The 22,424-nt window shown below is 55.1% G+C and carries 19 protein-coding genes; 1 reads left to right on the top strand and 18 read right to left on the bottom strand.

Annotation, left to right across the window (positions count from 1 at the left end):
- Positions 1 to 85 precede the first annotated feature (85 nt).
- Positions 86 to 487 (top strand): VOC family protein, encoded by a 402-nt coding sequence (locus FRY98_RS08635; protein ID WP_148451368.1) that lies wholly within the window; start codon positions 86 to 88, stop codon positions 485 to 487.
- 84 nt (positions 488 to 571) lie between these two features.
- On the opposite strand, the gene sigK is transcribed toward FRY98_RS08635, so the two are convergent.
- The 18 genes from sigK to FRY98_RS29190 form a co-directional block, all read right to left on the bottom strand.
- Positions 572 to 1,270 (bottom strand): RNA polymerase sporulation sigma factor SigK, encoded by a 699-nt coding sequence (sigK, locus tag FRY98_RS08630; RefSeq protein ID WP_148451367.1) that lies wholly within the window; start codon positions 1,268 to 1,270, stop codon positions 572 to 574.
- A 221-nt stretch (positions 1,271 to 1,491) separates the two neighbouring features.
- The gene (locus FRY98_RS08625; RefSeq protein ID WP_148451366.1) at positions 1,492 to 2,070 is read right to left on the bottom strand and encodes an alpha/beta hydrolase family protein; all 579 of its coding nucleotides are present in this window, start codon (positions 2,068 to 2,070) and stop codon (positions 1,492 to 1,494) included.
- A 283-nt stretch (positions 2,071 to 2,353) separates the two neighbouring features.
- Complete coding sequence (locus tag FRY98_RS28910) at positions 2,354 to 2,620, bottom strand: hypothetical protein (RefSeq protein WP_225039199.1); 267 nt, start codon at positions 2,618 to 2,620, stop codon at positions 2,354 to 2,356.
- A gap of 118 nt (positions 2,621 to 2,738) precedes the next feature.
- Entirely contained in the window at positions 2,739 to 6,011 is a 3,273-nt protein-coding gene (locus tag FRY98_RS08615) for a DEAD/DEAH box helicase (protein WP_148451365.1), read from the bottom strand.
- 205 nt (positions 6,012 to 6,216) lie between these two features.
- Positions 6,217 to 6,945: an ATP-grasp domain-containing protein gene (locus FRY98_RS08610; protein ID WP_148451364.1), complete on the bottom strand. Its 729-nt coding sequence runs from the start codon at positions 6,943 to 6,945 to the stop codon at positions 6,217 to 6,219.
- A 233-nt stretch (positions 6,946 to 7,178) separates the two neighbouring features.
- On the bottom strand, positions 7,179 to 7,544 hold the full coding sequence (locus FRY98_RS08605) for a hypothetical protein (RefSeq protein WP_148451363.1): 366 nt from the start codon (positions 7,542 to 7,544) through the stop codon (positions 7,179 to 7,181).
- Positions 7,545 to 7,791: 247 nt separating this feature from the next.
- A complete protein-coding gene (iolB, locus tag FRY98_RS08600; protein ID WP_148451362.1) occupies positions 7,792 to 8,604 on the bottom strand; it encodes a 5-deoxy-glucuronate isomerase in 813 nt (270 codons plus the stop codon).
- A gap of 13 nt (positions 8,605 to 8,617) precedes the next feature.
- On the bottom strand, positions 8,618 to 9,655 hold the full coding sequence (gene iolG, locus FRY98_RS08595) for an inositol 2-dehydrogenase (RefSeq protein ID WP_148451361.1): 1,038 nt from the start codon (positions 9,653 to 9,655) through the stop codon (positions 8,618 to 8,620).
- Positions 9,656 to 9,693: 38 nt separating this feature from the next.
- Positions 9,694 to 10,590 (bottom strand): myo-inosose-2 dehydratase, encoded by an 897-nt coding sequence (iolE, locus tag FRY98_RS08590; RefSeq protein WP_148451360.1) that lies wholly within the window; start codon positions 10,588 to 10,590, stop codon positions 9,694 to 9,696.
- A gap of 28 nt (positions 10,591 to 10,618) precedes the next feature.
- On the bottom strand, positions 10,619 to 12,496 hold the full coding sequence (gene iolD / locus FRY98_RS08585; protein WP_148451359.1) for a 3D-(3,5/4)-trihydroxycyclohexane-1,2-dione acylhydrolase (decyclizing): 1,878 nt from the start codon (positions 12,494 to 12,496) through the stop codon (positions 10,619 to 10,621).
- A gap of 18 nt (positions 12,497 to 12,514) precedes the next feature.
- A complete protein-coding gene (locus FRY98_RS08580; RefSeq protein ID WP_148451358.1) occupies positions 12,515 to 14,797 on the bottom strand; it encodes a glycoside hydrolase family 88/105 protein in 2,283 nt (760 codons plus the stop codon).
- Positions 14,798 to 14,923: 126 nt separating this feature from the next.
- On the bottom strand, positions 14,924 to 16,672 hold the full coding sequence (locus FRY98_RS08575; protein ID WP_148451357.1) for a prenyltransferase/squalene oxidase repeat-containing protein: 1,749 nt from the start codon (positions 16,670 to 16,672) through the stop codon (positions 14,924 to 14,926).
- Between the two features lie 48 nt (positions 16,673 to 16,720).
- A complete protein-coding gene (locus FRY98_RS08570; protein WP_148451356.1) occupies positions 16,721 to 17,398 on the bottom strand; it encodes a hypothetical protein in 678 nt (225 codons plus the stop codon).
- A complete protein-coding gene (locus tag FRY98_RS08565; protein ID WP_148451355.1) occupies positions 17,398 to 18,360 on the bottom strand; it encodes a sugar phosphate isomerase/epimerase family protein in 963 nt (320 codons plus the stop codon). The genes FRY98_RS08570 and FRY98_RS08565 overlap by 1 nt, the downstream gene beginning before the upstream one ends.
- A gap of 24 nt (positions 18,361 to 18,384) precedes the next feature.
- Positions 18,385 to 19,257: a carbohydrate ABC transporter permease gene (locus FRY98_RS08560; RefSeq protein WP_148451354.1), complete on the bottom strand. Its 873-nt coding sequence runs from the start codon at positions 19,255 to 19,257 to the stop codon at positions 18,385 to 18,387.
- A 28-nt stretch (positions 19,258 to 19,285) separates the two neighbouring features.
- Complete coding sequence (locus tag FRY98_RS08555) at positions 19,286 to 20,188, bottom strand: ABC transporter permease (RefSeq protein WP_148451353.1); 903 nt, start codon at positions 20,186 to 20,188, stop codon at positions 19,286 to 19,288.
- Between the two features lie 89 nt (positions 20,189 to 20,277).
- Complete coding sequence (locus tag FRY98_RS08550) at positions 20,278 to 21,876, bottom strand: extracellular solute-binding protein (protein ID WP_148451352.1); 1,599 nt, start codon at positions 21,874 to 21,876, stop codon at positions 20,278 to 20,280.
- A gap of 266 nt (positions 21,877 to 22,142) precedes the next feature.
- Positions 22,143 to 22,277 carry a hypothetical protein gene (locus tag FRY98_RS29190; RefSeq protein WP_263639131.1) on the bottom strand — a complete coding sequence of 45 codons (135 nt, stop codon included), beginning with the start codon at positions 22,275 to 22,277 and terminating at the stop codon, positions 22,143 to 22,145.
- Positions 22,278 to 22,424: the final 147 nt, after the last annotated feature.

Below are 22,424 nucleotides of genomic sequence, written 5' to 3'. Positions count from 1 at the left end.
GTCAATTTTAAGATTCGCTCGCTTCTGCTGCCGGAAGTAAGTTATAGTAGGAGTAGTTGAAAATACATTCCAGGAGGCTGCCGCCATGTCACAGGAAATCTGGATTAACCTGCCGGTCAAAGATGTTGTGAGGTCAACCGCATTTTTCAATGAAATCGGATTTCATGCGGTGAGCGTTGGAAGCGAGAGAGCCCAGCTGGTCATAGGCCAAACCACGATTCTGCTGTTCCCGGATGAAACGTTTGAGAAATTTACAGGTTCAAAAACCGCAGATACTTCCCATAGCGCGGAGGTCATATTTTCCATTGGGGCCGGAAGCAGAGAAGAAGTAGATGATTTTATCCGAAAAGTTGAGTTTGCCGGAGGAAGTATTTTTGGCAAGCCGAGTGAAACGGACGGCTGGATGTATGGCGCAGGATTCGCCGACCTGGACGGTCATCGCTGGAACCTGCTGTACATGGATGAGAGCAAAATGCCGAAACGCTAATATGGAAAGCAAAGGCGATGGATCTCTCCATCGCCTTTGCTTTCCATCCGATTGTGCCTATAGCGTGAAACTCAACTTCCCTTGCTATTTCTTCTTATAGAACTCATGATACAGCTTCATGAGCGCTCTTTTCTCAATCCGTGACACATAACTCCGGCTGATGCCGAGCTCCTTGGCAATTTCGCGCTGCGTCCGCTCCTCGCCCCCATGCTCCAGGCCGAACCGTCCCTTGATCACTTCCTGCTCGCGTTCATCCAAAATGTCAAGGTTGCGGTAAATCTTGCTTTTCTCCATTTTAAGCTGAACCCGGTCCACGACATCGTCGGCCTCCGTGCCCAGGATATCAATCAGCGTGATTTCGTTCCCTTCCTTATCCGTTCCGATCGGATCGTGCAGCGACACGTCCTTGCGGGTTTTCTTCAAGCTGCGCAAATGCATCAGGATTTCATTTTCGATACAACGGGCCGCGAACGTGGCCAGCTTCGTGCCCTTATTCGGCCGAAAGCTTTCGATCGCCTTAATGAGCCCGATCGTTCCGATGGAGATGAGATCCTCCAGGTCCTCGCCGGTGTTATCGAATTTTTTGACGATGTGCGCCACCAACCGCAGGTTATGCTCGATCAGCAAATTGCGGGAAACCGCGTCGCCTTCGGCCATCCGCTGCAGATGCCTCGTCTCTTCTTCCTCTGTGAGGGGCTGGGGGAACGCATTATTTTTCACGTACGACACAAGCAGAGTCAGCTGTTTGATAAATAAGGCTATGGCAGTAAACAATCCGGGCAAAGAAGACACCTCCTGCTGAATCTCATGACAATAAAACAACCCATCTCCATGTGGGATCATTTCATTGTATGTGGGCAGGGGCCCAACCGTGCCTGTACGGGGAAAAGAAATCGACCCTTCCGTATCTTCCGATGCGTATTCCATCAGTATTTTAGGCAAGCACGAACCTTTCTAAAACGCATAATTTGGATAGACAATAGCCAGCAAATCGAACAGGACTCCTACTGCATGACAAATGATTGGGGTACGCCATACTTATGAAGCCATTGCATCACTTCTTGGTTCCTCTGGTCTTGATACTTGTCCGCTAACCCATGCCGACCATCCGGGTATAAAACGAGTTTCACGGTCTTACCCGCTTCTTCCATTTCATCTGCAAAATCTTGAACGGTTTGCCAAATGAGACTTTCATCGGCAGTCCCTTGCAACAGAAGCACCGGTGCCTGAATATCGGGAACTCGATCCAGTATCGAATAATCCCCTTTCGATTCGGGATTGACATTAATTAAGCCATATCTTACATAACCTGCCGTCTCCCTGTTCTCCGCTACAATTTCAGGTGAATTTACGTCCGGATGCTCATCTAACCAGCGTAAATTTACATCCTTGGGAACCGTCATATATGTTAGGACTTTGATGTTATCACTCTTATAAAATAACTTGTATATATCAATATTCGGATTTTGACCAGGCACTTCTATTAGTTCTTTAGAGATAATCTCTATATCGCTCTCTGGTGGATCAGTTGCTTTACAGCTGGATAACGTGGCTGCAATCCATATAATTATAACGAGAATCAAAAGAAATGCTCTGTTTCTCGCACAACCGGAATATACCAATTTATCATATCCTTCTCATATCAGTAGATTCAATAGAATTCGGGTACATAGTTTTAACTTCTAAAAAAAATCCTCCCTTTCCCGCAAAAAAACACTACGGCATCTCAGGTTGAGATCGCAGTGCTCCATTCATTTAAGAAAATGGGCGAACTTATCCGGCGCATTCCGGATATCTTGTGCCAACTTCTCGTATTCCGCGGATAACTTGATCGAACGAACTCTTTTGGCATCTTGATCGCGAGGCTCAATGAATCCCATTTCCCGCCAATGGCTTATCTTTTCTCTTATTGAACGATCCGACAAACGAAGAAAGATCCCTCATCTCGCTTGTCGTCAGGGTGTCTTGTTTAAAGGATAATTGGGCGAACACCATTCTTTGTTGCGGATCTAACCTACGAATCAGATCGGGTTCAATCTTCGTCATTTGGACAGATTTCTCCGTTACGATCGCCGCGGCTTCCTGAAAAACCTCTGCCAAACCATCAATAAAGAACTCCAACCAAGGCGTCAAATCCGCCTCATTCCGCCCGAAATAATAGTTGTGATGGAGCCCCGATTCGTGAGTAGCGACATACGGGGTATTCTCCGGCGTTCGCAAGAGAATCGATGTCCATTTGTCTCCGGTCTTCCTACACCATCAGCAGTTCCCGGATATCCTCTTCCGTCAGGGTGCCCGCCGTATTGTTGTTGGATTCGATAACTTCCTCAATCAGATCTTTTTTGCGCTTTTGGAGCTCAAGCATCTTCTCTTCGATGGTACCTTCGGTAACGAGACGAATGACTTGCACCACATGCTTCTGTCCCATCCGGTGTGCCCGGCCGATCGCTTGTTCCTCCACAGCCGGATTCCACCACAAATCATACAGGATTACCGTATCCGCCCCGGTGAGGTTGAGTCCGGTTCCACCCGCTTTCAGCGAAATGAGAAAAATGTCTCCCTCCCCCTCATTAAACCGCCGGCATATATCAACCCGATCGGCCGCAGGGGTCTGTCCATCCAGATAAAACAACTTCCTGCCCGCCGCTTCCAGCCTTGCGCGAATCAGTTGCAGCATGCTGGAAAATTGCGAGAAAACAAGCAGCCTTTTTCCAGAAGACAGGCATTCCCCGATGGTTTCTTCCAAATGCTGCATCTTGCCGGAATCTCCCGTATAGCCCTCGACAAACAAGGCGGGGTGGCAGCACAGCTGGCGCAGCCGTGTAATCCCGGCCAAAATTTTCATGCGGCTTTTCTGGAAGCCTTCCTCGGCCAAATCCTTGGCCGTATCTTCCTGAAGCTTGGCCAGATAGGCCGCGTACAGTTTCTTCTGCTCCGGCGTCAATTCCGGACGCTGCACGGTTTCAATCTTGTCGGGCAGCTCGGTCAGCACATCTTTTTTCATCCGGCGCAAAATAAACGGACGCACCATCCGCGAAACCCGCTCGGAAGACAGCTGGCGAAAAGACGGTTGACTCGGAAACAGACCGGGAAATACCGCATCAAAAATGGACCACAGTTCATCCATCGAATTTTCAATCGGCGTCCCCGTCAAAGCAAATTTCCGGGTCGCCTGGAGTTCTTTGACCGCTTGCGCCGTCTGGGAGCCAGCATTTTTGATCGCCTGTGCTTCATCCAGAATCAGGCTGGCAAACGTCCGATCCCGATAAACCTCAATATCTCTTCGCAGCAAGGGATAGGAAGTGACGATAACGTCGGCTTCATCGATATCTTTCAGAAGCTCATTCCGCTCCGCCTTCAGCCCTGCTACGACCAGAACACGTAAATCCGGAGCAAATCGGGCAAATTCATTCTCCCAATTATAGGTCAGCGAGGAAGGTGCCACGATCAGTGTCTGAGTCCGTTCTTTCCCGGCAGCCTCTTGGCGTTCGGAAACAATATAGGCGATACTCTGCAGCGTTTTGCCCAGTCCCATATCATCCGCCAAAATGCCGCCGAAGCGGTAATGCGCCAGCATTTTCAGCCACTGGAATCCCTGTACCTGATAGTCGCGGAGCACGTTCCCGAGCTCCTCCGGCACCTCGAACTCCATCCGTTCCGGGTCGCGGACATCGTTGAGGAATTTGCGCAAAGCCTTGCCCCAGCTCACGCTTTTGTTCAATTCGCCGCGGTCAGGCAATTGCAAAGCCCGAACCGCCGGAACCTTGATCTTGTTGCCGCGCAGATCGGTTTTGCCGAGACCCAGCTGGTCGGCCATTTGGCCGAAGCTGGCATACTCTTCCTCCTCCAGGGACAGAAAGGCGCCGCTGCTCAGCCGGTAATATTTCTTCTTCTCCACGATACTCCGCATAATCCGGCGCAATTCCTTCTCATCGACTCCGTCCAGCTCGAACGAAATTTCGAGCCAATCCAGATTGCTGCCAAGGTCGGCCTTGATTCTCGGGCGGCTCTTCCGGTCCGTGAACATCGACTTGACGGCCGAGGACAAATAAATCTCCATCTCGTCCTCCAGTCGCGGCAGAACATAGAACAACATTTCATAAATTACATCCGCACCTTCGGCGGACCAGCTGTTGTCCGACCGCTTGAGCGGGGACTGATCCAGCATGCCGATCAGCCGCTGCTCCGCCTGGATGTCCCTCATCAGAATCTGATCCGTGTTTTCTGCAAGAGCTTGTCCGGTCGGCACGCTGTCCTTCAGATCCGGGACAATGATTGTCCCCTCATAGTCAAGCTCCAGACGCGCGGTCAGTACTTCATCCTGAATATCCAGATACAGCTTCGGGTACAACTTCGGTTCAACAATCCGCCCGGAGATGTCAGTTCCGATTGATAGGTTGCCTATTTTGCGCAATCCGGGAACGACGGTTTGCACGAAGGGAGCGATCTGTTCGACGGGGATGTGTAGCGTATTGTCAGATAAGTATTTATTCAACGTACTTTTCAGCATAGAGAGCAATCGGACTTCATTGGCTTCCAGCTTATACACAGCCCCTTGATATCCTGCAATTTCATAGGCTGGCAAAAGGATCAGATCGTTTAAATTGCTGATCCTCATCATGTAATCTTTACCTTTGGCCTGCTGGTCCAGCTTATATTCAAGCGGAAGCGGGCCGGACAGCAGATGAAACTTCACCGGGTTTGCCATACCTGGCTGGATCAAGCAATTCACCTGTTCCAGCATCGGAGCAAGTCGGGCCCATGTCTGGGGAGAGATGGCAACGGCTCTTGCATTCGCTCCATCACTAATGTAATAAGGGGCTGAACTGCGATAAAATTCCTCGATGTTCATGATTTCAATCAACTCGTTCAGCACAGCCTTCTCCCGCTCCGAGATCCGATGGATTTCCGGGTCATAACTGAACAGTTTGGTGAAAACCATCGATTGGCCCAGTTCCACAGCCTTGAGAAACTGCTTTATTTTTTGGACCACATAAAGTCTCTTGACCCCCACTTTCATTTCCAGAAACAGTTGACCTCCCTGATAAGAGTTTGTCAACTTGAGGAAATATTCGAGCTGCAAATCATCCTTAGACTTGATAGGTGCCGATGGATAGACTTCTCTTGATGGCTGTAGGTTATTTTTAAAAAGGGAGATCATCTCCATTACAGCAATTGCGCTCGATTTCGAATTGTGGCCCGAGGCAGTGGAGTCAAGAAAATGGCTCATTCTCTGCATCCATGGATCGGGATGGGAAGAAGCGGCTTCGTTCGCATCTTTCATAGCCAGAAGCAAAGCGCCAACGTGTTTGCAGTAATAGTAGGAACTCAAAAAAGCCGGACAGTTGCAATCCGCCTCAATTACTTCATCTTCCTCCACATAAACAGAAACATCGTATAATTTTGAGCCGGAGCCTTTTACGCGTGCGGAATAATACCCTTCGTCTTCATTACATTGAAAATTCACGACGCGTCCTGCACGGTAATATTCCACCCCTCTCTGATAGCTCGTCGTACCGCACATAGCCTTGATCTCATCGATTGGAAGTTGAATTGACAATTAGGGACACCACTCTTCAAAGTGTAAATTTAATCGCATTGTAACAATAACTCTTTATAAAATCTAGCAAATCAATGCCTTATCATATCATCTGCCGCCCCTCTCCCTCTGGCATGACGAACCCTAACGGTTTCTTGCCGCATATTTGATTGCCCTCCTTCATTCAAGATCAAAAATCACATTCATCCGCTGTACTCGTTAATTCCGCCCATCTTGCCGCCAGCAACTTCGCATAGTCCAGGCTTAACAAGCCGTAATGTCCGAGCGCATACCCGTCATTCACTTCAATCAGCAAGGTCTCCCCTTGTTCCGTCAATCCGATATCGACCGCATATCCGCTCGGGGCCGACCGGAACTGGGTAACCATGTTATGTAGGATTTGAGAATCAAAATGTAGTCTCCAGTCTCCTCTGTACCTGCGAGCATCCAAAATCTGTCCATACCTCACGAAGCATCTCCACTCCGCTTGGAATTTGACGACTTCCGAGCACCATACTTCGGGATCCTCACCATAAGACCCGCTTCCGACTAGATCCCTTGTGCTTCTGACCACAACCCCGGTAAATTTCTTATCTTCGACCGGTTTAACGAATACGTTCCAATTTTCCGGATGATTAGCAATCGTACTCAGCTTTGATTTCCACACTTTTCGGCCTAAATAGCCCGTTAGCTCTTCTGGGTAATCCATCTCGGGTGCGGTAATATCGTATTTACGGAGCATGGATCTGACGTCATCGACATAACCAACCACGATGTCTTCCTTTTGATGATCGGACAATTCACTTACATCTTGAAAATAACGCAATTCGAAACCCATCTGCTTAAATCCGTCATACGCGGCATAAAAATTGTGATTCGCAAATTCATGATCTGCGCCTTTTTTCAGGTATACTTTCATGGAGCGTCCCACCTGCTTCATATTTTATTGGTACGTATTAACGGGAAAAACTCATGTTAAATTTTCGCCTTTGCCCTTTAAATCCGATTTAGCTGGAAAAGTTCCAGCTATTTTACGGCGCAATCGCCGATTTACGCACTTTCGGGTAAAATAGCGGGAGGTTTTCCAGCTATTTTGCCTTCCCAACCACCTAGCCACCAATTTAGCGGGAAAAATTCCCGTTATTTATCCTGTCACGCCGCATAAAGAGATAAAATGTAGCACCCCACTCCGCCCAAAAACAACAGGTACGCCCAAACCACGTATCCCGCGTATGTTTTATAGTAGGTTGCCAGGGCGTGCTGACACAATGTCAGGACAAGGAACAGCAGACTTCCCGCCAGAATCATAGGGGGCTTCCCGAAAATCGCGGAAAACGCAAAAAATCCGAAGGGTACTGCATTTAAGAAGGTATAGATCCAATTCATGACCAATACAAACAAAACGCCCATCCCGTATTCGTGCTTTCCTTGGTGCCGGCGTGTTATTTTCTTTGAAAATACGGTATGCAAGCAGACCAGATAGACGATCAATAAACCGGCTGGCAGCAAAGCGTACAAATTAGGCACCACCTAACCCACAGTCTTGTCAAAAGCAGGCAACCCCCGTTTATTCAAAGTATAGCATAACAGTGGAGTTCCATCGGCAGGCGGCATGAGCAGGCATAGCAACAATGGTAATATTGGTAACATTGGTAACAGCGGGAGCGGGAGCAGCAGCAACACAGCAACAACAAAGCCCGCCGTAAGGGCGGGCACGCTGTGTAAATATTTCTCGCAAACTACCAGACAGGGGAAAATAAAATATTCAACCTTTCCGCTCCATCAGCCAGGCATGCCCCGGATCGTTGAAAAACTTCCAGGTCCGGTGCGGGCCCGCCATAACGTTAAGATAGTAGACTTCGTAGCCGGGCGGCGCGGAAACGGGATGATAGCCCTTCGGTACCAATACCGTTTGCGCGTCCCGAACCGTCAGCGTTTCGTCGATCGACAGGTCCTCCGTGTAAATCCGCTGCACAGCAAATCCCTGCTCGGGGACGACCCGGAAATAATAGGTTTCCTCGAGCAGCGATTCTTCCGGGAGATCGTCACGGTCATGCTTGTGGGGCGGGTAGCTGGACCAGTGTCCGCCGGGGGTGAACACTTCGACAACGAGCAGACTGTCGGCCGGCTCCTGCTCCGGCAGGATGTTATGAACCAGCCGGCCCATACTGCCGCTGCCCCGGTGCTCCACGCCCACCGCTTCGGGCGCAATCAACCGGGGCGACAGCGTCCCCCGGCCGGGCGCCCGGCATATCGCCAGTTCCAGCTCGGTCGACGCGCCGACGGTAAAACGGGTGCCGGAAGGAACGTAGACGGAGTAAGGAGGAGTTTTCTCGAACACACTCATCCGCCGCCCGATTCCCGTCCACCCTTCATCCCCGGCACTCACGTCCGCTTTACCGCTGAGAAGGACGATGCAAGCTTCCTGGTCCCCGGTTTCCTGACTCAGGGTCTGGCCGGGCCGCAGCCGGTACACTTCGAAACCCACATACTTCCATTGTGCCGATTCCGGCGTCACGGACAGAATGCGTCCGGATTTATCCGGCTCCCGAGCAGCCGAGATCAAATATTGCGACATGCTTCCACCTCCGCTATGGATGTTGTTTTCCCGCCGGTTCCAGTTCGTTGAGCAGCACCGGACGACCGAGCCGGGCCGAGCGTTTGGCGGCATGGGCGATCCGTTCGGCCTGAAGCCCGTCAAAACCGTCGACCTCCACCGGGCTCCCCGTACGGATGCTATCTATAAACCCCCGAATCTCCTCCAAGAAAGCCTCCTTATATCGCTCCAGAAAAAAGTAAAGGGGCTTCTCGCGGACAACGCCTTCTCCATGGCTGATCACCACGGAGTTCGGAAAATCATTGTCCGCCGTGACGCTTCCGCCTGATCCAAAAACCTCCACGCGTTGGTCATACCCGTACACGGCGCGGCGGCTGTTGTCGATCACTCCGATTGCCCCGTTTTTGAACCGCAGCGTCGTGATCGCCGTGTCCACATCGCCGTATTCGGCAAACACCGGGTCCACCAATACCGCGCCTTTGGCGTAAACCTCCTCGACTTCGCTGCCCGCCAGGAAACGCGCCATATCGAAGTCATGGATCGCCATGTCCATGAACAGCCCTCCCGAACGCCGGATATAATCCGCAGCGGGCGGAGAAGGGTCGCGCGAGGTGATTTTGATGATCTGCGGTTCGCCGATCCGGCCTTCCCGCACCAGCTCGCGGACCCGTTTGAAATTATGGTCAAACCGGCGGTTAAACCCGATTTGCATCATGACTCCGGCGCGCCGCACCGCTTCCAACGCCTCCTGGGTCCGCTGCAAATCCATGCTGACCGGCTTCTCGCAAAAAATATGCTTCCCCGCGGCGGCAGCCGCCAAGGTCAGCGGCACATGGGTATTCGTCGGCGAGCAAATGAACACGGCATCGATCTCCGGATCCCCGATCACCTCCCCGCTGTCGGTCGTAATTCGCCGGATTCCCCGCTTGGCGGCCCAGGCTTCCAGTTCCCCGCCGGCTAACGGATCGCTGATCGCCGCCACCTCCGCGTCATCCAGCCGCAGTAAATGTTCCGCATGGATTTTGCCGATCCGGCCGGCTCCGATAATCCCCACTTTTACCGTCTTCCCCATCCTGATTCCTCCGTTCCCGTTCTCTTCTCCCCCTCGGTTCAAAGGGAATACAGATATTCCATCGACCGTTTGGCGTATTCATAAGGAGGGTGCGCTGCCGGATCCTGCTCTCCCTCCAGCATCGCCCAGCCTTGATAACCGCGACTCTCCAGTTCCCGGACAATCGGGGCGAAATCGATGCACCCGTCCCCCGGGACGGTAAAGACGCCCCGGCGAATGCAGGTGATAAAATCGCAGCCTTCTTCCCGGGCGGCCGCAAGCACCCCGGGACGGACATCCTTCAAGTGAACGTAAGCCACGCGATCGGAATGGGTGCGCAACAATTCAAGCGGATCGGCCCCGCCGTACAAAGCATGGCCGGTATCAAACAGCAGATAGACCAGATTCGGATCGGTCGTCTCCATCAACCTTTCGATTTCATGAGGCCGTTCCACCGCGGTGCCGGCATGATGATGATAGGCCAGCTTGAGACCGAAGCTTTGAGCGATTCTCCCCGCTTCGTTCAGCCCCTCGGCCAGATGCTTCCAGCCCTCGTCGTCCAGGCCCCGCGGCGGAGCCCCGCCCGCGCCCCCTGCTCCTAAAGCATCGGCAAAAAAAGAACCTCCCGTCTCGCAGGTGCTGATCACCTTGCTGCCGAAGCCGGCCAGAAAATCCGCATGCCGCCGGTAAGCTTCCAGCTCCGCCGCTCGCCGGGACGGATCGGAGAACCGCACCGATTTCCATTGGGACACGAGCTGAATGCCGCGTGAATCCAGTTCCCGGCGAAGCACCGCCGGGTCCCGGGGATACTTGCGGCCCATTTCCGTTCCCTTCAACCCCAGAGCCTGCATGTCGTCCAGAATTTGTTCATAGGAAGTATCCGCGCCATGCTCTTCGACATCTTCGCCTACCCAGTTGATGGGATGGGCGCCCAGCTTAAAGCTCCATTTTTCCATGGATAACCTGCTCCTTTACGATCGAATTTTAGAAAGGCCGGGCTTCTCCGGTTCTTTGCAGCATCCGCCGATGTGCCGCGTTGACCTCGTTCGAGGAGGAATGCTCCGGCACGCCGACCCGCCACCAGGACTCGTATCCCCCGGTATGGGTTCCCGGCAGAACGGAAATCGCGATCAGCGTGGTGGCCTCCTCTTCCTTGGCGAGCTTCAGCGCGGCTTCCAGTTCCTCCGCCGTTGTCGCGCTGTAGGCCTTCACGCCCAGACTCCGGGCATGGGTCGCGAAATCGAAGGTCAGATAATCCCCGCTCAAGCTTCCCGTTTCCGGGCTGCGGTAGCGGAATTCGTTGCCGAAACCGCCGCTGCCGTTTTCCCGCTGCAGGTTGTGAATGCATTGATATCCATGGTTGTCAAAAAGCAGGATGGTGATCTTCCGCCGCTCCTGCAGGCTCGTGATCATTTCCGAATGCAGCATCAAATAACTGCCGTCACCCACCAGGGCATAAACGTCCCGGCCGGGCTCCGTCAAGGCGACGCCGAACGCGCCGCTCACCTCGTATCCCATGGTCGAAAAGCCGTATTCCATATGGTAGGTTTTCGGGTGGACGGAGCGCCACAGCCGCTGCAGATCTCCCGGCAAACTGCCCGCCGCGTTTACGATGACCGCTTCCGGATCGATCGTCTGATTGATGATGCCGAGCGCCCGGGTCTGCGACAAGCCGCCCTCCGCTTCGTCCGCATAGAGCCGGTCCACCTCCGCGTCCCACTCCGCTTTAAGCCTCGCCAGCTCATCGGGGTCATAGCCGCTTCGATACGACATGGCGGAAAGAACCGCCTTAAGCGCGGGCAGACTTTCCTTCGCATCGGCGATCAAGGGCAAGCCGTCCATCTTGATCCCGTCGGCCCCCTGAACATTCAGGTTTAAAAAAGACACCTGCGGATGGCGGAACAGCCATTTGGACGCGGTGGTAAAATCGGAATACCGGGTGCCGACGCCGATGATCAGATCCGCATCCCGGGCGAGCACATTGGCCGCCTTGGTGCCGAGCACGCCGATGCCGCCGACGCTTAAAGGATGGCGCCAGCTCATGGCGCTTTTGCCGGCCTGCGTTTCCCCGACGGGGATGCCGAAAGCTTCGGCAAAATCGGTCAGCTCCCGAATCGCCCCCGCATAGTGAACGCCGCCGCCGGCGATGATCAGCGGGCGGCGGGCGGCCGCGACCCTCTCGGCGGCCCGCTTCAGGCTGGCGGCCGCGGGAGGCCGGCGGTCCGGCGCGTGCACCCGCTTCGCGAAGAAGGAAGCCGGATAGTCGTACGCTTCCGCCTGCACATCCTGGGGCAGCGCCAGCGTCACCGCTCCGGTCTCCGCCGGGTCCGTCAGCACCCGCATAGCCTGGAGGGCGGCCGCCATCAGCTGCTCGGGCCGGGTAATCCGGTCCCAATAGCGGCTGACCGGCTTGAAGGCGTCCGTCGCGGAGACGGTGTAATCGCTGCCCACCTCCATTTGCTGAAGCACCGGATCCGGCTGGCGGCAGGCGAAATGGTCTCCGGGCAGAAGCAGGACCGGAATCCGGTTGACGGTGGCCGCCGCCGCGGCCGTCACCATATTCAGCGATCCCGGCCCGATGGATGCGGTACAGGCAAAGATCTGCCGCCGGTTGGTCTGTTTGGCAAAAGCGGCGGCGGCATGCACCATCCCCTGCTCGTTTTTCCCCTGGATGAAGACAAGCCGTCCTTTTCCCTGCTCCAGGGCTTCGCCCAAACCGGTCACATTGCCGTGGCCGAAGATGCCCATCACGCCTTTAAAAAAAGGAATTTCCTCCCCGTCCGCCTCAAGGTACTGGTTCTCCATAAACTTCAGCAAGGCTTGAGCCATCGTCAAGCGCAGCGTTCCCGTTTGCTCAGACATCGCGCTCCATCTCCTTTTTTACTTTTCATCCGCGGACGCGCCGCGTTCGTCCCGAAGCAGAAGGCCCAGGCCTTCCTTCATCTTCCCGACCTCCACGCCGGCCAGCATCATAATGCCGATGCCATGGTTGTCGTTGATCACGGTCCTTAGATCATATTTGTAATAATCCGGGGTAAAAGAGTACCTCGACCCGCTGCACACGCCATGGACGTTGCCTTGGCGGTCGATGGCCTCCCGCACCAGTCCCCGCCAGGCCCGGATGGCGGCTGCGCCGTAACCGTCTTTCGGCAGCCAGCCGAAACGGACGCCCCGGGCGAAAGCATAGGCGAACATCGCCGTACAGGAGGCTTCTTCATAAGCATCCTCCTCGGTCAGCACCTGCCGCCAAAGCCCGGATTCGCCCTGCAAGGCGGCGATGCCGCCGCAGAGCTCACCGAAGAAGTCCAGCAGCTCCGCCCGGTCCTTATGCTCCGGAGGCAGCGCCTCCAAAATTTCGGAAAGGGAAAACACCGTCCACCCGTTGCCCCTTCCCCAGGGAATTTTGGTGGCTTTGCCCACCTTAAAATCAAACACATGGGACATAACCCTCGGCTCCGGCATAAACAGATACCGGCGGAACAGCAAAAATTGACGGGCGGCCTCGTCAAGGCAGGCCGGGTCGTCCGCCGCCCGGGCGTAGCGGACCAGAAACGGGCCGCTCATGTACAGATCATCCGCCCACATCGTGTTTGCGGCATATTCGCCGGGGCACAGCCGGTAGAAGGCACCGTCGTCCCTTCGTTCCAGCCGGTTTTTGATGAAATCGGCAATGGCGCGGGCAATGCGGAGAAAATCCGGTTCCGGGCAGCGCTTATAAGCCTCCAGCATAGCCGAGCCGAAGGAGCCGCAGTTATCCAGCATCCGGATCAGCACCAGTTGATGATTGACGGATGGAAAACCGTAGATTTCTTTGTCCCATAACGCGTAGTCGTAAAAATCGGTGCAGACCGTAATATGCCTGTAAGCATAATCCGCGATATCCTTTCGTTCCAGCGTTTCCGCCGCGCGAAGCAACCCGTACATGGTCACGCCCAGGGGATAATCCCAGCGTCCGAAGTTGGTGGCGGAGCCGGTCGTCCACTTGTTGCTGAGCATGGCGTTTTCGTAGAAGGGCCGCACCGCGCACCCGGGCGCATCCAGCGACCAGTACACCTTGCCATGCGCCCCTTCGCCGCCGTCCGCATGCTCGAACAGCCGCCGCAAAGAAGCAGCCTTCGCCGGGGCGGCCGTCACATCGGGGGCGAGCGGGCCGGCATACAGCCAAGGGCCCCGGCTCCCGAGAACCCCGGCGGGCAGGGTCAGCGGGATCGGCCCCCGGGTACCGCTCAGTTCCAGCTCGAATCCCCAGCCCGCTTCCGAAGAAGCGGTCTGTACCAACACCTGGCCGCCCCCTTCCCCAAGCGTCACTTCTTCCCGGAAGGTGCCCGCCTTCTCCAAGCGGACGACAGGGGTTCCGTCCAGCCAGAAGGTGGTCGCGCCCCACACCCGGCCCTCCCATACCGTTCTCTCGCCCGGCAGGGCCCCGTCTATTCGGCTCCAGGCCAGAGCAGACACGGGCTTCCCCGCGTCCGGGCTTTCGAAGAGCCGCGCACAGTTGGGGCGCGCCATCCGATCCGCGCTCCACTCCCCCGTGGGGAGCCAGCGGAGCCCGCTGCTCTTCTCGGATCGCCGGTAGTCGGGAAACGCCCCGTTTCCCTGCTCTCCGAAGAGCGGCACGGCGGTGGGCTCGGAATACAGCCAGCCCGCCTCTTCCTTGCGCTCGGCGAAGGGGGCCAGCACCTGAAGGATGCGCACCTTCGCCTCCTCCGCCCCAAACCGGCAGCCGAAGCCGGCTTCGGTACGGCGGGCCTCGATCAGCAGCGTGTTCCAGCCGCGCCCCAGCGTCAGCGGCACGACCGCTTTCGCCTGCGGATCGAGTTCATCCACCGCGCTCGAACGGTACAGCAGACGCTCGTTCACGTACAACCGGATCGGCCCGAGCGGCATGATCCCCGTATCCAGCGAGCGCTCGTCGTCGCTCCACACCAGACCGAAGACGTAAGCGTAATCGCCCTGTCCGGCCTCGGGCAGGCGTGCCGTCAGGTCCATGTCAAACATGCCGTCCCCGGTCTGCAAAATGCCGTTCCGGCGAAATCCCCGGAAGGCGAACGGGAGCGGCGGATTCGCGCCGATGTAACGTCCGGCGAGGACGGGCAAAATATTCTCCGGATCTTCCCCCAACCAGTAGCCGATACTTTCCCGCGGTTCCAAATAATCCGCCATCGTTTCGTTTTCCCTCCATCTCTTTATCCGTTTGGTCGCGTTTACCCGACAATGACAAGGCGGATTTCCCGCTTCAAACCGTTCAACCCGATACCGCCAATCGCTCCCGCTCCCGTTTTCCCCTCACTACTCCCTTTTCGTTCCCGGCGAAAGCGTAAGGACGATCGTCTTTTCGAAGGGAGTCATCACATTGACGAGCAGGGTTTTGCAGTGAGGGGGGAGACCCGCTTCGCGGACGCCGGTCGATAAATGCGCCAGCTCTCCGCCCGTCAGCTCCACCCAGTCCCCTTCGCATTCGTACCGGGCGGCGCCCCCGCTCCACAGCAAGGTATCGCTGCCGTTATCCTGAAATTCCCCGGCGACGAACTCGCCTTCGCTGCCGAATACAAGCGAAATTTGGGTCATGACATCCAGCGGCTCCGCGCATCCGACTTTAAGCTCCCAGCCGCGATCCGTACGGAGCGCCTCCACCGTCACGCGGATTTTCTGCTCATGGGTGAGAAGCCGGCTGTGATGGGGCAGAAGATACCACGGGCTGACGGGCTCTCTGGATGTGACGGGGAGCAGCGTCTCCGCAACCGGTCCGTAATAGCCTTTCTTTTGTTCCCCTTCAAGCCTGTAGCCGTTTTCCAGCACGGTCATTTCCTGCATCGGAATGTAGCCGGGGTAGAAATAGGAGGCGATCTGAACCGCCAAAAGCCGGACTTTGCCGTGACGGAGCGCAAAGAACGAAGGGGTCTCCGTCATCAGCGTCACGCTGGTATCGCCGTCCCGGTAGCGGGCCACCGGTGCGCCGAATTCGGTATGCAGCCGGCTGTGGAAGACGCGGCCGTTATGTCCTGCCGCCTCCATCCCGGCCAAATAGCCGGCACGCAGAAACTCGCCGTTCAGCAGCTTTTCGTAACGGGTCGGAATCAGGGCCGGCTCCACGGCGGGCTGCCTTAATTCGGGCTCCAGCATCATCCGGACCAGCACATTGGTGGACACAACGCCGGGCCCCGTGAGGGCGCCCTCCGCCAGCCGGGCCATGCCGGCAAACACCGGATCGCGGTCCAGACGGGCCAGAATCGCATAAGGCAGATAGTACGGCGACAAATCATGATATTGGCCCAAATCCTGGCGCCCCGAATAATCCGTGACGATTTCACCGGACGGATGAACGAGGTAGGTCATCATCCGCAAATTCCGGCGGACCGGCTCAAGCAGTGCGGGGCGCCGCAGAAGACGGGCCGCGTGGATCAGCATAAGATCGCTGACCGCGCTGTAAATGCCGTTGCTCCGCTCGGTCCATTCGCCGTCCGGCGTGATGTCCATCCCTTCGGCCAGCCACTGGTCGGCCCGCCGTACGGCTTCCTCAAGGTCGAAGATGTCATGAAGAAATCCCAAAGCGGCGCACAATACCCAGCGATGATTCGGGGTGTGGCATCCGCCGGTCAGCAGAACCGGGATCGTCCTCTCCAGGAACAGCTTCATTCGTTCCACGACGGGGGCCAGCGGCTCCCAGGCATCTCCGGCAAGCAATTGGACCAACTGCGCATAACCGACGACGACAAAGGCCGTGTCCGGCGGGGAATGGGAGTTGGTCCAGCCCGGAGAAATGGAGCCGTCCTCGTGCTGGAGCCGCAGCACGAATTCCGCCGCCAGCTTGAGCCGTTCCAGCAGTTCCTCGTCCCGGTAAAAGGCGGATTTGGGATTGACCAAAGCCGCCCCCCAAAAGGCCATGACCGTCGGTGTGCCCGTCGTATGGTTGACCCAGGCGATGCCTGTCGCCGGATCGATCGTTCCGCCATAATAGCGGCTTTCCGGTTCCAATATTTGACGGGCCTTTCCTTCCTCCGCCCAGGCATCGTTCACAGCCACCAGTTTTTCGTACATCCTGCTCACTTCCCCCATGTTTAGTTCAGCGATCAGCCAACGCCGGTGTTACCATCCGCGGATCAAGGCCAATTCTTTCCGCATGCGCTCGGGAATCTCCGCATACAATCGCTCCCACGGAACGAACCGCTCCGCTTCCTTTTCCCAGCGAAATTCTTCATATTCCCGGGAAGGCCGGAAGCGGAATTTTTGCAGATGCTCCCGAACCCGGCGGTCGGTTTCATGGTCCTTCCGGATCAATCCGGCGAACATGTCCCCGTAGATGACCCCGTCCGCCCCGGCCTCTTCCATCGTGCAGCGCTCGAAATCCGGCAGCCGTTCAAACCGCTCCGCCAGCGGCGCCATCGCATGCTTACCGGGCTGCACATACAGCGTCACCCGGCCATGGTTTATATTGGAGCGGTCGGACCGAAGCGCCTTCAGGTATTTCCCGTGAAAGCTGGCTTCCGCATCCACAATCTCGCCTTCCTTACCGATGTAAATCCAGACATGCTCCAGGTCGTAGAGGTGCTGGATGTCGTAGTCATAATAAATCGCGTACTCCAGCACGCTTTGCACCTTCGGGTCCGTGAATGCTATGCGGCGCCGGAAAGAAAGGGAATCCCCTTCCGCTTCAAATGCGGTCACCCCGATCCGCACGGGGAAGAAGGGCTCCCGTTTGTCCATAAGCAGCCGGGGCGCATACCGTAAAGCGCTCTCGCGATCGAACGTATCCGATATTCGCATTACGTCAAGCTCCCGTCGCCTGCGCCGGGTAGTTTGCTTAGGATCAGCTCATGGCTCTCGTGAATTTCCTCCGGCCGGCATGCCGCTTTCAGCTCATACACTTTGACCTTGGCCTTTTCGATCATGGGCAGGAAACGGTCAAAAGACCGCATATCCTTGCTGTGCACATAAGGGCACCAATGGTCGGAAAGACCGATCGTTTCGTGAATATGGACCCCCAGGATGGAATCCATCAACCCGTCCATTTCCTTGTCGTTGTCGTACAGGCCCAATCGTTCCATCATGGTGGCGTGCCCGATGTCGTACCACAAGTACACCGGCGCGCCCTTCAATCTTTCGATGATCATCTTTGCTTCCTGTAAACTTGGTATCTGATTCGGGCGGGAGCGGGTTTCGATGCCGAAGCCCACCTTGTAGCCCTTGGCCGCGATCCGGTCGCTCGCTTCCTCCAAACTTCGGCAGATTTGATCCACGTATCGGCCGCTCTCCGCCTGTCTCCGTTCCATCATCTCCCGCCACTTGGTCCGGTACATTTCGGAGTCTCTCCCCGACTCGTTGTACAATCTTTCCAGTTCTTTGATCGTCTCATGTGCCATAGGCACCTCTCCGGGATGGACGACGACCGCCTGCGCCCCGTAGCGATGCGCATACTCCGCGGACCGCACCAACAGCTCGATGGCCCGCTGCCGTTTGTCTTCCTCCTCGAACCCGAGCAGTACGGAATCCGTGCCGTAGTCCGGATCGGGGACATGGGGGAAGGTGTTGTGCACGCTGGATACGCCGATTTCCCCCCGCTCGATCATCGGCTCGATCGTCGCAAGCATCTCCCGGGTTACGTTGTAATTCAGCTCGATATAGTGAAAGCCGAGCTCCCCGATTTCCCGGACCATCTCCCGTCCAACCGTATGCCTTTTGATATTCCAACAGGTCGAAAATGAATACGTTCCTTTATCGTTCTGCATTGCCCATCCCCCCTTCCGTTGCTTCTACCCTTTCACCGCGCCGAGCATGACGCCGCTGACGAAGTACTTTTGCAGCCAGGGATAAACCAGCAGAATCGGCACGGTGGCGAACACCACGCTGGCCGCCTTGAGGCTTTCCGGGGTCAGCGCCGTTCTGTTCGAGCCTTCCATCTGGGTCAATTCCGTGACCATGTTGTTCTGTACCATCTGGTACAGCTTCAGTTGAATCGGATAGAGGTCCGGATTATTGATATACATCAGGGAATCCTGGAACCCGTTCCAGCGGCCGACGGCGTAGAAGAGCGCCAGCGTCGCCAGCACCGGCATGGAAAGGGGAAGCACGATTTTGATCAGCGTGTGCAAATGGGAACTCCCGTCGATCTCCGCGGATTCCTCCAGACTTGGCGGAATATTGTTGAAGAAGGAAATGAGAATAATCAGGTTGAACGGGCTGATGAGACCCGGCAAAATCAGCGACCATACCGAGTTGATCATATGGAGGTCGCGAATCAGGAGATATTCGGGAATGATGCCGCCGCTGAAAAACATCGTGATAATGATCAGATACATGAAAAAGCGGCGTCCCTTGAGATTCCCTTTCGTCAGCGGATAGGCGGCGGCGACCGAAAACACCATGCAGAGCAGCGTGGTCGCCACGGTCAGGATGATCGTAAACCCGAGAGAACGGAGCATCGATACATCGGAGAACACTTTGCTGTAAGCCTCCCAGTTGAACTCGATGGGAAACAGCGTCACTTCGCCCGAGGTGATCGCCCGGTTCGAACTCAAGGAAATCGCAATGATATGCAGGAATGGAGCTAGACAAAGCATGACGAAAATAAAAACACAAACGATTAAAAAGGCTTCGAACATGCGGTTGGATGCGCGTTCGCTCACGAAAATCAACTCCTTTCCCTAACAGGTTCTACATGATGCCGTCTCCGGTCAGCTTTTTGGAAATGTAGTTGGAGCCTAAAATAAAGACGAGCCCTACAACCGCCTGGAACAAACCGACTACGGTAGCCAGCGTATATTGCCCCGATTCGAGGCCCACCCGGTAAACGAAGGTGCTAAGTACGTCGGAATATTCCCGGACCGCCACGTTGCCGATAATATAGGGACGATCGAAGCCGATGCTGATCATTTTGCCCAGGTTGAGAATCAACAGCGTCACGATGGTCGGCTTGATCGAGGGCAGGGTGATATGCCAGATCCGCTTCAACCTCCCGGCTCCATCGACTTCCGCCGCTTCAAACAGCTCCTTGTTGACGCCGGTGAGGGCGGCCAGGTACAGAATGGTCCCCCAGCCTGCGCTTTGCCAGACGCCCGTGAACAAATAGGTGAGCAGCCAGGGATTTTTTTCGGTAAGAAAAGGGATCGGATCAAGCCCCATGTTCATCAACAGGTTATTGATCATGCCGGATTGGTTGCCGAACAGTTGGTAAACAATCCCCCCGATGATGACCCAGGAAATAAAATGGGGGATGTACAGAATGGTCTGCGAGATTTTTTTGAACCAGACCGATCTCATTTCAAACAGCATGATTGCCAGGAGGATCGGCGCCGGAAAAGATACGATCAGATCGAGAAAATTCAGCATGAACGTGTTTCGCAAGGTCACGTAAAAATCCGGCATGGCGAAGACCTGGCGGAAGGCGTCAAAGCCGATCCATTCGCTGCCCGCGATCCCCTGAAACAAATTAAAATCTTTAAAAGCGATTTGAACGCCGTACATCGGCCCGTAGCGGAATATCAGAAAATAAACGATCGGCAGCAACAGCAGCGCGTACAGCTGCCAATATCGCTTGATATAAGCTGATCCTTTCAACTTGGTCCCCTCCTGTCCGGAAAAAAGGAAGGGCGCAAAGGCATGACATGAGTCTTTACGCCCCGACATTCGTCATTTCCAGCTTCCGGCTATTTCAGCTCTTTGAGCGCCTCCTCAAGCTCTTTTTGCAGTTCGGCACCGCCTTTGGCCATGAAGTCTTTCATTTCCTGCTCATAGACCTGCTCGAATTCCTCCGGTTTGCACATCGTGCTTTTTACGATAATCACGTTCAATTTATCGAGCAGGGCGGTGCCGTACTTGGCTTCCGCTTCAATCGGTTTGCCGAAAGCGATCGGGCCGATCGTGTCCTGGTTGGCGATATCGATCGATTGCCGCAGCATCTCCTGGTTGCGTTCCGGGAAGCCGAAAATCCAGGCTTTTTCGTTGGTCTTCACATCGCCGAAGTTTTTCCCGTTGGAGATAATCGCCATGTCGCCGCCGTTGTAAATCCGGTCCACCGCTTCCTGAGGCGCATCGGGCTTCATGACCGGGATGCCGTCAACCAGTTCATAGTTTTCGCCTTCCACCCCGCTGTACATATGAACCAGGTTGTCTCCGGACGCCATCCAATCGAGATATTTAATCGCTTCTACGGCGCGCTTGCTGCTTTTCGGAATCATGATGTAGAGGCCGTTGGAAGCATAGCGGGATTTGGCGTGTTTACCTTCCGCATTGGTATAGGCGTCGATCGCGGCGAGTTTGCTACCGCTTACATTTTTCAGCAGATTGTCAAGAATTCCATCGTCATAGAAGATACGGTCCACATCGTCGGAGAAAAAGCCCACATTGCCGTTTTGGATATCCTTGACCAGCTGGCTCTTGTCTTCATCCAGACTGAAATCCTTGCTGATCAACCCTTCGTTGTACAGTTTGTTCATAAATTTCATGGCATCCTTAAAGCCTTCGTGAAAAGGCATCTCATACCGCTGCGGGTAAGTCAAATCGCCCTTCACCGGCTTGATGAAGGAGTAGATCAACGGTTCGTACTGGGCGGGAGCCAGCGCCATACCCATCGGGATGACTTTGCCGCCCACTTTGCCGGGGTCCTTCTCCTTAAACGCTTTCAAAGTATTGTACAATTCCTCCGTCGTTTGCGGAGCCGGCAGGTTCAGGGCGTCGAGCCAATCCTGACGTATATAGGAAGCATAACGCCCGGTGATGGCCCGCTTGCCCGGAATCGCGTACATCTTGCCGTCCAGTTTGCCGTATTGCAGGGTTTCCTCGCCGAGGAATTTCTTCAGATTCGGACCGTGCTCATCGAGCAAAGGACCGACCTCCGTCAACCCGCCCTGCTGGGCATACCGGTAAAATACGCTGGAATCATAGACGAATACGATGTCCGGCACATCGGACGCGCTGGCCATCAGAACGTTCAGCTTGGTGACTTCCTCCGATCGTTGAATTGGGACGAACTGCACGTCGATGTTGTTCGGATCGCCGAATTCCTTTTGCACGAATTGAGTCAGATAATTGTTGGTAATCGTGTGAGGCGCGGGCGAATTCCCCCGATCGAACACTTCCACTTTCAAAGTAACTCTCTTGCCTGACTCCGCCGCGCCATTCTTTGAAGACGCTTCTCCTTCGGCGGATTTGGAGGAACAGCCCGCTAGCAGGGAGACCGTCATCGCCGTGGCCATCGCTAATGCCAGCGCCCTTGAAAGTACCCCTTTTCTTGCCTTTACTGCCATAATCCCATCTCCTTTGCAAGTGCTTTGTAAAGTGTGTCCCCTTCGTTCCCGGTAGGCTACTTATGATGCTTAAGCGGTGTTGTATCACGCTGAATCGCCCGGCACCCTTACCGCTTCCTTGGGATGGCCCTAGTATGTCACACCGAAAGTTCCGGTGACAATAAACCAGTTTCGGACGGGAAAATCGGCGATTTTTCTTCCTTTCGGATTGCGGCTGACCTTTTTCCGAAGCTAAACCGTTTTCAAAAATCGCCGCCAGCGCCTCGTTAACCGAATTCCATAAACTGTTTTCGCGATAAACCGATCAACGGGGGATTCCCGGCCGAAACGAAAAGCAGAATCATGAACAGAAAAACCCGCAGTGTGCCGCCTCCCTTCTCGGGCAGGTATCTTACCGGCATACTGCGGGTTTTTCTCCGGCACCGCCTGGCGGCAGTGCGGAAACTTGCATCAAACCTGGCATGGTGCTGATCATTTTGAGCTTATTCGCCCACGGGCATGATCGGCGGCAGCTGCTGTTGGAATTTCGCCGGATGTTCTCTCTTCAA

Origin of the sequence: Paenibacillus faecis (assembly GCF_008084145.1) — a bacterium.
In the GTDB taxonomy this organism is placed as follows: domain Bacteria; phylum Bacillota; class Bacilli; order Paenibacillales; family Paenibacillaceae; genus Fontibacillus; species Fontibacillus faecis.
This window is presented reverse-complemented; position numbering and strand designations above follow the sequence as displayed.